This window comes from Flavobacterium oreochromis, from assembly GCF_019565455.1.
Lineage (GTDB): Bacteria > Bacteroidota > Bacteroidia > Flavobacteriales > Flavobacteriaceae > Flavobacterium > Flavobacterium oreochromis.
Genome location: NZ_CP067377.1, coordinates 1,085,533 through 1,099,982, shown reverse-complemented (window position 1 = coordinate 1,099,982; position 14,450 = coordinate 1,085,533). Strand labels below are relative to the sequence as shown.

General features: G+C 27.4%; 11 protein-coding genes and 2 pseudogenes. 5 read left to right on the top strand and 8 right to left on the bottom strand.

Features of this window, described 5'->3' with window-relative positions:
* Window positions 1–14: 14 nt before the first annotated feature.
* The 4 genes and pseudogenes from JJC03_RS05370 to JJC03_RS05355 all read right to left on the bottom strand — a co-directional run bounded on the left by JJC03_RS05370 (window position 15) and on the right by JJC03_RS05355 (window position 3,909).
* Window positions 15–1,136 (bottom strand): annotated as a pseudogene (locus JJC03_RS05370) (aspartate aminotransferase family protein).
* A gap of 32 nt (window positions 1,137–1,168) precedes the next feature.
* A complete protein-coding gene (argC, locus tag JJC03_RS05365; RefSeq protein WP_088400408.1) occupies window positions 1,169–2,128 on the bottom strand; it encodes an N-acetyl-gamma-glutamyl-phosphate reductase in 960 nt (319 codons plus the stop codon).
* A gap of 34 nt (window positions 2,129–2,162) precedes the next feature.
* A complete protein-coding gene (locus JJC03_RS05360; RefSeq protein WP_088445274.1) occupies window positions 2,163–3,368 on the bottom strand; it encodes an argininosuccinate synthase in 1,206 nt (401 codons plus the stop codon).
* Entirely contained in the window at window positions 3,337–3,909 is a 573-nt protein-coding gene (locus tag JJC03_RS05355; RefSeq protein WP_235819398.1) for an N-acetyltransferase, read from the bottom strand. Before JJC03_RS05355 ends, JJC03_RS05360 begins: the two co-directional genes overlap by 32 nt.
* A gap of 637 nt (window positions 3,910–4,546) precedes the next feature.
* On the opposite strand from JJC03_RS05355, the gene JJC03_RS05350 reads away from it, so the two are divergent.
* The 3 genes from JJC03_RS05350 (at window position 4,547) to JJC03_RS05340 (ending at window position 6,971) form a co-directional block, all read left to right on the top strand.
* Entirely contained in the window at window positions 4,547–5,503 is a 957-nt protein-coding gene (locus JJC03_RS05350) for a CZB domain-containing protein (protein ID WP_235874146.1), read from the top strand.
* 278 nt (window positions 5,504–5,781) lie between these two features.
* Complete coding sequence (locus tag JJC03_RS05345; protein WP_235874145.1) at window positions 5,782–6,393, top strand: oligosaccharide flippase family protein; 612 nt, start codon at window positions 5,782–5,784, stop codon at window positions 6,391–6,393.
* 263 nt (window positions 6,394–6,656) lie between these two features.
* A complete protein-coding gene (locus JJC03_RS05340) occupies window positions 6,657–6,971 on the top strand; it encodes a hypothetical protein (protein WP_235874144.1) in 315 nt (104 codons plus the stop codon).
* 202 nt (window positions 6,972–7,173) lie between these two features.
* Here JJC03_RS05340 and JJC03_RS05335 read toward each other — a convergent pair.
* Window positions 7,174–9,300: pseudogene (locus JJC03_RS05335) on the bottom strand (Tex family protein).
* A gap of 127 nt (window positions 9,301–9,427) precedes the next feature.
* Here JJC03_RS05335 and JJC03_RS05330 point away from each other — a divergent pair.
* Entirely contained in the window at window positions 9,428–10,753 is a 1,326-nt protein-coding gene (locus JJC03_RS05330; RefSeq protein WP_235874143.1) for a hypothetical protein, read from the top strand.
* Between the two features lie 36 nt (window positions 10,754–10,789).
* Here JJC03_RS05330 and JJC03_RS05325 read toward each other — a convergent pair whose 3' ends face one another.
* The gene (locus JJC03_RS05325) at window positions 10,790–11,701 is read right to left on the bottom strand and encodes a DUF4249 domain-containing protein (RefSeq protein WP_088400368.1); all 912 of its coding nucleotides are present in this window, start codon (window positions 11,699–11,701) and stop codon (window positions 10,790–10,792) included.
* Window positions 11,613–13,853 carry a TonB-dependent receptor plug domain-containing protein gene (locus tag JJC03_RS05320; RefSeq protein ID WP_235874142.1) on the bottom strand — a complete coding sequence of 747 codons (2,241 nt, stop codon included), beginning with the start codon at window positions 13,851–13,853 and terminating at the stop codon, window positions 11,613–11,615. The genes JJC03_RS05325 and JJC03_RS05320 overlap by 89 nt, the downstream gene beginning before the upstream one ends.
* Before the next feature lie 92 nt (window positions 13,854–13,945).
* Here JJC03_RS05320 and JJC03_RS05315 point away from each other — a divergent pair, with 92 nt between their 5' ends.
* On the top strand, window positions 13,946–14,206 hold the full coding sequence (locus JJC03_RS05315) for a DUF1294 domain-containing protein (protein ID WP_088400364.1): 261 nt from the start codon (window positions 13,946–13,948) through the stop codon (window positions 14,204–14,206).
* Here JJC03_RS05315 and JJC03_RS19390 read toward each other — a convergent pair.
* Entirely contained in the window at window positions 14,119–14,361 is a 243-nt protein-coding gene (locus JJC03_RS19390; RefSeq protein WP_445297850.1) for a hypothetical protein, read from the bottom strand. The two genes, JJC03_RS05315 and JJC03_RS19390, sit on opposite strands and share 88 nt — an antisense overlap.
* Window positions 14,362–14,450 lie beyond the last annotated feature (89 nt).

Genomic DNA, 14,450 nt, shown 5'->3' with positions numbered 1-14,450 from the left:
AATGGTAAGGAATTTTAATTTAAAACAATTGATAAAGCCGTAATAAATAAGTCTAATTCGTTCTTTGTAATTGCTAGTGAAGGTAGTATTCGCAATGTATTTTTATTACTAGCTGTTCCTATAAAAATTTTAAACTCTTCTAATATTTTTTTCGTACTGCTGCGGAAGGTTCATAGAGTTCTATAGCTATCATTAATCCTATACCTCTTACTTCTTTTATTTTAGATATTTTTTTTAAATGCTCTTTCAAATACGCTCCCATTTCTTGTGCATTTAATAATAGTTTTTCTTTTTCAATTATTTCTAAAACAGCTAAACCAGCAGCACAAGCTAAATAATTTCCTCCAAAAGTAGTTCCTAACATTTCTTTTTAGGTTTGATTTCTGGGTTAATTAAAAGACCTGCTATTGGAAATCCGTTTCCCATTCCCTTTGCTACTGTAATAATATCAGGTTTAACATCAGTGTATTGATGTGCAAAAAACTTTCCTGTTCTACCATAACCTGACTGTATTTCATCTAATATTAATATGATCCCTAATTCTTTACATTTTTGTGCTACATGACTTAGAAAATATTTTTCTGGAATTTGTATTCCAGCTACTCCTTGAATTCCTTCTATAATAACACAACAAACTTGATCATTTACAGCATGGTCAAAAGCTATAATATCATTTAATGGTAAAAAAGTAATCTGATCATTTTCATTTACAGGTGCTACAATTGCTGGGTTATCTGTACAGGCAACTGCAAGTGAAGTTCTACCATGAAAGGACTCTTTAAAAGCAATAATCTTTTTGCGTTTATTATGGAATGAAGCTAATTTAAAAGCATTTTCATTTGCTTCTGCTCCTGAGTTACATAAAAACAATTGATAATCTGTATAACCTGATATCTTACCTAGTTTTTTAGCTAATTCTTTTTGTTGATTAATAATAATTGAATTAGAATAAAAACCTATTTTTTGTAATTGAGCTGTTAAAGATGAAACATAATAAGGGTGTGTATGTCCTACTGATATCACAGCATGACCTCCATACAAATCAAGATATTGATTTCCTTTTTATCCCATAAATTAGAACCTAATGCTTTAACAATTTCAATATCTGAAACGGAATATACATCAAACATATTCATTTCTATTAAATTTTCTTTCATTATTTACACAATTAAAATGCGCTTGGTTTTAATTTTAAACCTATTGTTTCAGGTAAACCAAACATTAAATTCATATTTTGTACTGCTTGACCTGAAGCTCCTTTTAATAAATTATCAATAACACTAACTATTAATAGGTTATCTTCATTTTTTTCTAGATATAACAAACATTTATTTGTGTTTACAACCTGCTTTAAATGACAGCCATTAGGTGTTAAAAACACAAATGCTTCATCTTTATATGTGCTCTCATATAATGCTTGTAAATCTGATAAAGCTTTATCAGATTTTAAGGTAATACAAGCCAAAATTCCTCTAGTAAAAGAACCTCGTTGCGGTAAAATATGCAGTCTTCCTGTATAATTTTTATAGAGTTGTAATAAACTTTGATTAATTTCTAATAAATGTTGATGCGTAAAAGCTTTATAAACAGATAAGTTATTTTGTCTCCAACTAAAATGTGATGTTTCTACTAATGACTGTCCTGCACCTGTTGAACCTGTTGTACAGGAAGCATATAAATCACCATGTAATAATTCTGATTTCGCTAATGGTAAAAGAGCTAATTGAATTGCCGTAGCAAAACAACCTGGATTAGCTATATAATTAGCTGTTTTAATACGTTCTTTATTTAATTCTGGTAAGCCATATACGAATGAATGTTTTCCATTAATTCTGTGATCTTGACTTAAATCAATAATTTTAACAGAAGAAGGGAACTGACTTACTAATTTTTCTGCTTCATTATGAGAAACGCATAAAAAGACAAGATCTATATCTGAATTAAAAGTATTTGAAAACTTTAAGTCTGTTTCACCAAAAAGATCATCATGTACATGATAAAGGAATTTATCAGCATTACTTTTACTATGTATAAATCTAATTTCTACATGTGGATGATTTATTAATAGTCTTAATAATTCCCCCGCTGTATAACCTGCTCCACCTATGATTCCAACTTTAATTTTCATTATCCTTTTAAAAACTGACTGGTCTATATATAATCTATCCTTTCTGATTGTCTTTCAGTACCTGATGGTATATTGAGGTTTGATTTCCAAATATTTTTGTAAATCCTTTTACATCTTCTCCACTCCATCCATTGTTAATTTCTCCATATGAACCAAATTTTTCGGACATTAAGTCAAATGGACTATTAATACCATTAAGTTCATAGCGATAATGATGTAATGTTATGTATACATCTCCTGTAACATTCTTTTGAGTATTTCTAAAAAAAACTTCTATATCTCGCATTGTTGGATCTAATATTTGACCTTCATGCAACCAGTTTCCATACCAATTTGCTAATTGTTCTTTCCAGAATAATTGCCATTTAGTTAATGTATGTTTTTCTAATAAATGATGTGCTTTTATAATTAGCTCAGGTGCTGCAGCTTCAAATCCGACTCTTCCTTTTATTCCTATAATTGTATCGCCTACATGAATATGTCTGCCTATTCCGAATGGTTGTGCAATTTGTTGTAAATATTCAATAGCAATTGATGGGTGTTCAAAACTAATAGTATTTACTGCTATTAGTTCTCCTTCTTTAAAAGTTAATATAATATCAGATGATTCTAGAGCTGAAACTGGTGTAGGCCAAGCTTCTTTGGGTAAATTTTGTGCTGAAGTCAAGGTTTCTTTTCCTCCCACGGAAGTTCCCCATAAACCTTTGTTTATACTGTATGCTGCTTTTTCAAAATTAAAACCTATACCATATGATTTTAAAAATTCAATCTCAGCTTCTCTACTTAATTTCTGATCTCTTATTGGAGTAATGATTTCAACATTTGGCAATAAATGATTAAAAATCATATCAAAACGTACTTGATCATTTCCTGCTCCTGTGCTTCCATGAGCTATTGTATCGATTCCCTTTTGAATTGCATATTCAGCAATACTTTTTGCTTGAATTGCTCTTTCAGCACTAACACTTAATGGGTATATAGCGTTTTTTAATATGTTTCCATAAATCAAATATTTTATGCAATCATCATAATATTCTCTACGAACATCTATACAGGTATAAGAAGAAGCGCCACATTGCAATGCTTTTTCTCTTAAAGATTCTATTTCTTTTTTATCAAAAGCACCTGTATTAACTGTTACTGCATGTACTTCATAATTTTTAACTTTAGTTAGATACACTGCGCAATACGTTGTATCTAACCCTCCACTATAAGCTAATACGATCTTCTTTTTTTGCATTTTTTTCTTTTTTTATATTATTATCATACAGCATAGCTGTACATAAACAATTTGTATAATCTTTATTTTTAAGAATTTCAAAATTGATGCAGCTTTCGCACCCTTTCCAAAATTTTTCATCAGTTGTAAGTTCTGAATATGTTACCGGCTCATAACCTAATTGAGAATTAATACGCATAACAGCTAAACCAGTAGTTAATCCAAAAATTTTTGAATTAGGATATTTTGCTTTAGATAATTGAAAAATTTTAGCCTTTATTTTTCGTGCTAATCCACTTTTACGAAATTTAGGAGAAACTATTAAACCTGAATTGGCTACATATTGTTGATTTTGCCAAGTTTCTATATAACAAAATCCAGCCCATTCCATATTATCTGATAATGCAATAACAGCTTTTCCTTCTAGAATTTTCTCTTCAATATATTCAGCTGATCGTTTAGCAATACCTGTACCTCTAACTTTAGCTGATGATTCCATTTCATTAGATATAATTTCAGCAAATTGAATATGGTTATTATTTGCAATTTGGATACTAAACATAGATTATTTTTTTTGCAAATATATAAATTAAAAGATACAATATCTTTAAAATAAATATATTTATAAACATTTTATCCTTATAGTAAAAATAAAAACAAATAATTATCTATACTTAAAACTATATGTAATTAATTACTCATATAAATTCTAAAATAAAAAGACCATGAGATAAAATAAATTGAAACACATATCTCATCTCGTTTTATTGTTTGCTTAACAGAATCATAACAATAAAAAAATATAACACAAGTGAATTAAAAAGATGTTTTCACTAATTTAATTAACAAAATAGAATGATAAAAAGGATAAAAAAGGTAATGTTTGAAAAAAATGAAATCAAATTTTGAAAAAGGAAAATATTTTTTAAAATTTGATTTTTTTCATTCGTTTTTCTTAAATTAAACGAATAGTAAACAAAAGATGATTTAAAATTACAATTTAAATTAAAAAATAAATATAAATTTAAACTATCAGCAGAATATCGTTAAAAATAAATAAATGGTTTTTTCTAGGAAATTTTGATTATAATAATAACAAATAACCTGTTTAATGAATTTATAATAAAACTAACTTGAAGATTTTAAGACAATATTTTTAATGATTATTTTTGTACTAAAAAACTAAATAATTACTTGATATGGAAATGAAAATTAGCTTTGAACAAGGACGTTTAGACCATTTAGGTTGGATGCACAAGATGAGAGATTTGTTAGACGGTAAAGTTGAATTAGCCGAAAGCGAAATTGTTTCACACTTACAATGCCGTTTAGGAAAATGGTATGAATCAGAAGGACGTGATGAATTTGGAGAATTAGAAGAACTTCAAAAATTTGATGTAAAACACATTAAACTTCATAAACTTGCTAAAGAAATTTATCTTGAAAATAAATTAGGCAATAAAGCAATCGCAGAAGAATTATTCATAGATCTTTCTAGTACTTCAGAAGAAATCGTAACACTTTTAAATGAAGCCGAAAATAAATTAAACATTGGTGTCACGAAAGTAGTAGAAAGAGAAATTCCAATAAAATTACTAGACGATGCCGCTCCTTGGGACAAAAGCAATACATTAGTAATAAAAATTTTACCTAATAGTGAGATTGAGTATGTAAACGCATTTTTTACAGAAGTATCAAGCTTTGAAAACAAAGACTTAATGGGTAAAAGCTTTAATTCAATACTTCATCCTGATATACCTAAATCTATTGAAAAACTAATACTTGAAGATAATAAAGCAGCTGAAAGGAATACTAAAATTTTAAAATTTGTTACCTATAATGGCAAATTTGTTTGGGCTATTGCTGACTTTATACCTACTATAGTTGATGATAAAACTACTGATATTACAGTAAAATTATCAGGAGTTAATAATGCTATTTTAGCTAAATTTATTATCCCTTTATATGAAGAGATCAGAATAATAGAAGCTAAAAAAGGAGAATCAGGTGGTATTCTATTTTTAAATAATTTCTTAGAAGAGCGCAATCGTACTATGGACGAATACATCCAAAATCTTATTATAACAGGACGCGACTCTATAAAAAGTGCTGAAAAAAGGACTTGGTTAGGTAAACTATTTAATTTCAGTCTGTAAATCATGTATTTTTTAGCCCCAAAGACCCTTAACAACAGTAGAAAGATAAAACTATACTGGTATTCTACAGCAAATTACTTAGGATTAATCCTAAGTATAATAGCTGGTTTTTTTCTATTTCCTAAATCTCTTAGTATATTAGGTGAAATTAAATATATAGAAACCATAGGTTATTTTGTTTTCCCCTTTTTTTCCTTTTTGGATTAGCACAAGGCTTAGTAAAATTTACACCTTATTTCGAGAAGTTCCATGTTCCTAAATTACATGGAATTTCTTTATTGATATCGGTTGGAATTTTTTCATTTTTTTTTATAGGCCTTTTCATAATAAATAAAGTTAAACCTTTTAATAATGTTACTTATTATGAATTTGGTCTTATCCTAGGTTTAATCTTAGCGTTAATAGATTTAACTAAAAGTGTATCTATTATTTATAATAAAGTAAGTTTTGTAATAATTCTAGAAAAAGTTATTCCTCGTTTATTTTTACCTATTCTTTTCTATTTAAACTATATAAAAGTTATTCCTAATAATGAACTTCTTTTACTTTATGTGATTTGTTATGCAGTGTTAACATTTATTATGCACTTTTATGTAACAAAAGAAACTACTACAAATTTCTCTCTAAAATATTATTTTTTATTTGAAAAAGTTAGTGTAAAAGACTTTTTTGAATATTGCTTCTTTAGTTTCTTAGGCTCTTTTGCTTTATTATTAATTAATAAGATTGATAACATTATCGTTCCTAGCTACTTGTCTATGAGTGAAAATGGTTTATATTCCATCTTAACAACCTTAGCTTCTATCATTTTTATGCATGCCACTGGTATAAACGCTATTTATGGTGTAGCTATTTCAAAGTTACTTTTAAAAAGAAAATCTATCTATTAAGCCGATTATATAAAAGTTCTACTTATCATGCCTCTTTTTATTCTTTAATATTTATAGGTATTATTTTAATTAGTTTACCTTATATAAAACATACACTGGATCCACAAAATCAGTTTTTAAATATAGAAACTATTGTTTGGATTTTATGTTTAGGGGCTTTTAGTAATGTAGCTACTGGTTTTAATAGTGAAATTATTGCTTATTCTAAATATTTTAAATTCAATTTACTAATTGTAGGTATTTTATTAATATTAAATTTAATTATGGTAATTTATTTTTTAAAATTTACAGCATTAGGTTTATTAGGTGTTGCAATCAGTTCTACTACTTCCATAGTATTATATAACATTTTTAAAACTTATTATGTTTATGTAAAATATAATATATTACCTTTTAGCAAAAGTTATTTACAGATGATTGGTTTAAATGCAATACTTTTTATAGGCATTTTAAACATTTCTTATCAAGAACAAACTCAATTAACAACATTTGCAGTATTATTTATTTACCTAGCTTTAAATATTATTTTTTACAGAATATTTAGAAGAAACCGTTTAAAACGTAAAGAAATCAAATAAAAAGAATATCTTAAAAGCCTGTAATATTATCATACTTTTACTAAAATTATTTAACTAAATAGGTAAAAAAGAGGCTATCCTAAACAGTATGCTTGTCATTTCGACCAGAGCAATAAAATCACATAATGTGATTATAAGACTCCTCCTTACGTCGGAGTGACAAACATGTTAGTTTTTTATTTTTTGAATAGCCTCTTGTTACTTATGATAAAATCATTGTCAACTGGATTCTCTTCCTAGCTTCATCTACCTCAACGATTTTTACTTGTACGTGTTGGTGGAGTTTTACTACTTCGTTTACATCAGCTACATAGCCTTCTTTCAATTGGGAGATATGAACCAATCCACTTTCTTTGATACCTATATCGACAAAACAACCAAAAGCCGTAATGTTATTCACTATACCTGGAAGAATCATTCCGCTGCGTACATCGGCGATGGTTTTTACATTCGGGTCAAATTCAAAAACTTTAGCCGCCTTTCTTGGATCCAATCCTGGTTTTAATAATTCTTTTAAAATATCTTTAATTCCTAAAATTCCCACATCAGGTGTGGTGTAATTTTCAGGTTTTATCTTATCTATTTTTTCTTTGTTGCCAATTAATTCGGCTACTTTTATTCCTAAATCTTTGGCCATTTTTTCGACCATTTTGTACGATTCTGGGTGTACTGCCGAATTATCTAATGGGTTTTTACCTTCTTTTATTCGGATAAAAGCCGCTGCTTGTTGGAAGGCTTTATCGCCTAAACGAGGTACTTTTTTTAACTGACTTCGTTCTTCAAAAGCACCATTTTCAGAACGATAGGCTACAATATTTTCTGCCATTTTTTCGCCTATTCCTGAAACATAACTCAACAACGATTTACTAGCTGTGTTGATATTAATCCCTACCGAGTTTACACAACGCACTACGGTGGTATCTAGTTCGTCTTTCAATTTGGTTTGATCCACATCGTGTTGGTACTGCCCTACTCCTATTGACTTGGGGTCAATTTTTACTAATTCAGCCAAGGGGTCCGATAATCTTCGTCCAATAGATACCGCACCACGAACGGTTACATCATAGTTAGGAAATTCGTCACGAGCAATTTTTGAGGCCGAATATACCGAAGCTCCCGCTTCTGAAACTACAAATACTTGTACGGGCTTATCGAACGCAATTTTTTTGATGAAAAATTCGGTTTCACGACTGGCAGTTCCGTTACCTATTGAGATGGCTTCTATGTTATAAGCATTGACCATCGATTTTATTTTTTTCATCGCCATTGCCGTTTCATTTTGAGGCGCATGCGGAAAAATAGTTTCGTTGTATAACAAATCGCCCTGCTCGTCCAGACACACTACTTTACAACCTGTTCTAAATCCTGGATCGATGGCTAAAATGCGTTTTTCTCCTAAAGGCGGAGCTAGTAATAACTGACTTAAATTTTGTGAAAAAACATCGATCGCTTTAATATCGGCTTTTTCTTTTTGCTTCCTGTAAGGTTTCGTTAGAAATGGCAGGTTCTAATAATCGCTTATACGAATCTTTAATAGCTAATTCAATATGTGGCGTAGTATCGTTATTTCCTTTAATAATATTATCTTCAATAAAATGGATGGCTTCTTCCTTTTCTATTTCAACATTCAATTTTACAAAACCTTCGGCTTCGGCACGTAACATGGCTAACAAACGGTGCGATGGTGCTTTTGTAATAGGTTCTGCCCAATCGAAATATTGACTGTACTTTTGGGCTTCGGGATCGTCTTTTTAGTCTTCACCACTTTTGTAGTAATTTCGGCTTTGCGCTGAAACATTCTACGTAAGTTTTTACGAATAAAGATATTTTCGTTAATCCACTCGGCTATAATATCACGAGCCCCTTGAAGTGCTTCTTCTTCATTGGCTACTTTATCATTCAAATACTTAGAAGCTAAAAATTCGATATCGTCATTACGTTGACTCATCATAATTTTTGCTAAAGGCTCTAAACCATTTTCACGAGCCACATCGGCTTTGGTTTTCTTTTTCTTTTTATAAGGCAAATATAAATCTTCAATTTCCTGAAGATCAAAACTGGCTTCTATCTTATGTTTCAATTCGGGAGTTAAAGCATTTTGTTCCTCTATCGATTTTAAAACACTTTCTTTACGTTTTACAATTTCGTCATATTGTTTATTAAGTTTTGCAATTTGTTCAATAACCACCTCATCAAGATTTCCTGTGGTATCTTTTCGATAACGGGCAATAAAAGGGATGGTACAATCTTGCGAAAGTAAATCTAGTGTATTTTGAATATTTTTTGCGGCAGTAGTAACCGTTTTACTAATAAATTCGATATTTGTCATTTTGAAAAAATAAGGTTGCTAAAATAACATCTTCAATACATATTAAAGAATTTTTTAATAGAATTTTTCTGATTAATTCTATGTAAATAATTAATTTTGTAAAAATTTTTAAAATAAACAATTTATTATGAAAAAACTATTTGTAGGGGTTTTAGCATTACAGTTTTTATTTTCATGTTCTAAAAATGAAGATGAAATCATAGCGGATGTAACACCTAACACTACCAATCTGCAAAATGCACCTTATTCAAGTCTTTCTTCTGAACAGCAAAAGTTAAAATTGGAAGATGAAGCAAAAACAACTTTACAGGAATTCGAAAAAACTAAAACTTCTTCTACAATTGAAGCGATTCGTAATTTAGATTTTCTTTTAAAATCAAATCCTATTGACCTTTCCAATGGAAAACTAGAAAATGGTTTAAATGAAATTTTAAATTTATCTGATGCGTATGGTATTTATACTTGGAACAATACGATGAAGAGATGGGATAAAACATTATCAAATGAAAATTTAGTCTTCAAATTTCCATCAAAAAAAATAGGTACAACTAATGATACTGAATTAATAGCTACATCTGTATCATCTAAAATTAAGATTAAAATCATAGATACACCTATAAAATACCAATGGGTATATAATACTAATGGTTATCCTCAACAAATGGTAATTACCCCAGAAGTATTTGATAATTTATACTTACCTCTTTCTGTAGAAGCTAAGATTAAGATTAATAATGTAGAAACTGGAACAATTTCTCTTAAAAATACATTTGGTACAATAAATGAAGTACCATTAACTTCTTCATTTAAATTAAATGTTAATGATGGATATTCTTTAGAAATTAATACAAACAAACAAGAAAAATCTACAGCTTCTGCTAAATTGTCTTATAACGGGAAAAATATATTAAGTTTTGATGCGAATAGTACTGCGCAAATAGATAAGTTACTAGCTGAACAAGATTTAGCTAGTTATTATGGTAAAGCAAATGTTTTTTATTCAATAATGGACAATTTTGTTATTTTAGGTGATGTAGATAATGAATCTTTAAAAAATGAACAAAATAAAATTAGACAAGATCTACCATATCCTAATTATTCTTCTAGTGATTATTATAAAAATTTAAATATTTATAATAAAACTAAAAGTCAATTACTTGAGAATGCATCTAACAAACACATCAAATTAGCTTTAGTTTCTAAAAAAGATAAAACTAAAATTGCTGATATTGTTTGGAAATCTGATTTTAAAAGAAGTACATTTCATCCCGTTATATGGGAAAATGGTCTATGGCAACCAAGTAATACTAAAGGTGAAAAAGTTGATTATTATAATGAAGTCATGTATTTAAAGTTTAATGATACTACATTAGTAGCCATGAATGTTTATTTTTCAACTGGTTTTGATTCTTTAAAAACTGAAATTAAAAATTTTATAAATGTTTTTAACTAATTAAAAAGGGAGGTTAAACCTCCCTTTTTATTTGTTTCATTTAGCTCTAATTAATTTTAAATCACTTCCATAACCTGCCCAAATACCAAATCCTCCCTTAATATTAGTTTTTAAATTAAAAACAGATGGGAATAAAGGATTTTGACCATTTAAAACATCATTTTGCCAACTATTCCAAAATTCATAAGTCTCTTTATTCATATTTTTAAGTTTGACTTCTATAATTTTATCTATTGGAAAATTAGTATCAGTATCTTTTTCAGGAAAAAATTTAATTCCTTTTAAAATATTAAGACTTACCTTTTCTCCTTTTAAAGAATTATCATCAATATTTCCATAGAGAGTTGGAACAAATAAAGAGTCTTTACCTCTAATACGAGTTGTTATTTGATAATAGTTTTTGTCTAAATCATCTGTAAATCCTATTACTAATTTACCTTTATTTTCATCTATTTTTTGAAAATCTAATGTTTGAATTAATACTGTTTTAGGGATTATAGTTTCGGCTGTTATAATCTGACCTTTATATTCTACTTTTAAATGGTATTTTTTTCCTATTTGACCTAATATTTCTTCCCCTACATATACAAAAGGAGGGTAATAACCTGGCATCATTTTAAGTCTCAAAATTTCTTGTTTATCATCTGTTGAAACGGTTACTTTTGCCGCTCGAATAAAATACTGATCAATAGTATTTAAATTCAAATTTACATTTATAGGGATACTTTTAGAAAGAACTACAAAAGCAGGTTCTTTTTCTTCTATTGAACCTTCTACTACAATTTTCATAGGAGCATTTGTAACATTTTTTTCTTCTTGACAACTTATTAAAAAGAAACAAATAATTACTCTTACAATATTAAAATTTGTAATACCAACTAACTGAAGGTAACATTCTATAAAATACTTTATCTTCTTTTTGGATTGAAATTTCTTGATCGCTCTCATTAAATTTTATATATTGAAAAATTGGATTTATATAGTTAAATAAATTATAGATACTCAATGATAATTTACTTTCTTTTGTTTTTTTTCTACTTAACCAATAATTAATTGAAAAATCAGTTCTAAAATAAGTTGGTAACTGAGCATTATTATATTCATTATATTCCTTTACAGGTACATTATTTATAAAATAAATTTGATTAGCAGAAGTAAAACGGTTGCCTGAACTCACAATTTGTGTTAAACCCAGACTTGTCTTAGAATTAATATCAAATGTTAACATCATATTCATATTATGCCTTCTATCATATTTTGAATAAAAAATTGCATCGTTATTAATTAATGGGAAATTTCTTAATGATCTACTCCATGTATAACTTAACCATCCTTTCCATTTTCCTACATCTTTTTTTAATATAAATTCATAACCATATGAATTTCCTCTTCCAAAATATAAATCTTTATCAAGACTCGCTGTTTCATTAAACTGAGATAAAGCAAAAGGATAAATAGTTAGGTTTTGCATAGCATTATAAAAAATACTCTGAGTAGAAGACCATTTTTTTGTAATAAAGATATTAGTACCTAAACTTATTTCAGTTGATATAGGTAAAGGAATAGTATGATTAACATGAGTCCAAAAATCTGTTGGAATACCTACACTAGAAGAAGTAACTAAATTAATATTTTGGGATTTTCGAGTTATAGTTAAAAAGTAATTAGTTCTATTTTCTCCAAACAAATAAAATCCTAACTTAGGTTCAAATGAAAATATTCCTTTTTCATTTTGGGGAATTAAATAATTAAATCTTAATGCTAATTTCATTTGTAAATCCGTAGTTAAATTAAAATTTAAATCTTCATACAAACTTAACTGACTAACAATACTATTAGGATAATTTCTATTGGGTAAAAGACCAAAATTATTTAAATTTAAATTATATGGAACAATCTTGTAAAAATTAAACATAAACCCTGTTTGTGTTTTAATTTTTTTAAAATTGTAAAAAAAAGTATTCTTAATTCCTATATCTGTTATACCTGTTTCTATATTAATCTTCAAATTACCTTGATTAATATCCATTCTATTTTGATTACCTGAAAAATAAAATTGTAAATAATATTTAGAATTTTCTGAAAAAATATGACTGAATTGACTGTTTAATAAATAATTACTCCAATTAATATTAATATTAGCAAATAAATCATCACTATTATATTTTAATTGATCCTTAGAATAAAACCAATCAAAAGTAAAAATAGACTTTGAATTAAAATTATGTAATACACTTAAGTTAATATCATCAAATTTATAATTTACATCGTTCTGAATTGTAAATAATTTTAGTATTTCATCAATATATGTTTTTCTAAAAGAAAAAGATACCTTGCTTTTTTGAAAAGGAAATTTTAAGTTAAATTGAGATGATAGTAACCCTATATTTCCACTAAATGTCTCTTTTTCAATTTTATGTAAATCAGGTTTTAAGATAATTGAAGCTCCTAATACATTACCAGTAGAAGAATTTAGATTTGTTTTATCATAAATTACATCACCTATATGGAAAGTATTATAAAATGGAAATATTCCAAAAAGATGAGCTGAACCATAAATGGGTACATCATTATATCTAAATATAGTTTGTCCAGCATCTCCGCCTCTAACATATAGATACCCATTTACATCACCAGAATTTTGTACACCAGGTGTTAATTGCAGTATTTTTGATATATCTGGAAGACCAGTCAAAGAAGGTAATTCAGAAAATTGGTTAATATTAAATTTTATATTTTCTTTATTTTGAATAATTATTTTTTTCTTTTTTTCTTCTGAAATTATCACTTCATTTATTTCCTTATTTCTCTTAACGTGTAGAGTAATTAGTTCATTTTTTTTAAAATCTAATTTTTGAATATATGTTGGAGTATCATTTATTAGGCATTTAATTTCAATAATTCCTTCTTCTGAAAATAAAGAAAAATAACCATCAGAATTAGTCTGAATAATTTGTTCTGTTATACCATTGTTAATAATTAATTTTGCATACAATGGATTGTTTATTTCATCTAATAAATATCCCTTTAGTTCATATTTAGTTTGAGTGAAACAAATTATACTTTTAAATAAAACAAAAAATGTGAAAATTTTTTTCAAAATACTGTAGATATAATTTTAAGACTCAAAGATAACTATCTATTTTTTTATTAACGACAGATTAAATCAAATCCTTATTTTTGGCATTTTTTATGAAATTTATACTCCTATATTTAGTTAGCATTAGCTCAGTAACATTTATACTCTTTGGTATAGATAAATTATTAGCAATCAAAAATAAAAGAAGAATTCCTGAAAAAGATTTATTAATTTTTAGCCTTATAGGTGGTGCATTAGGAGGGTTACTTGGTATGATTATATTTAATCACAAAATTTCTAAAGGAAGCTTTTTGTGGAAGTTTTTACTCGTTCTTGTAGCTACAATTTTTATAATTTTCTTTTTAATGAAATAGGTATATTTTGTTGTCAATAAAATATCATCAACCTGTTTTTTTATATTCAACGTTATTTTTTTGATAGGTAAATCGTTTTCATCTCCCCAAAATGGATCTTCAATTTCCTCTGTTATTAACTCTAACCTCGCCAAAACATAAAAAATAAATACCACTACTGTTATTATTTTTTAATTGTTACAAAATATTTTAATACTTTGTGATACAAAAGTGTTTAATTGTACACTTATACAGAACAATAAAT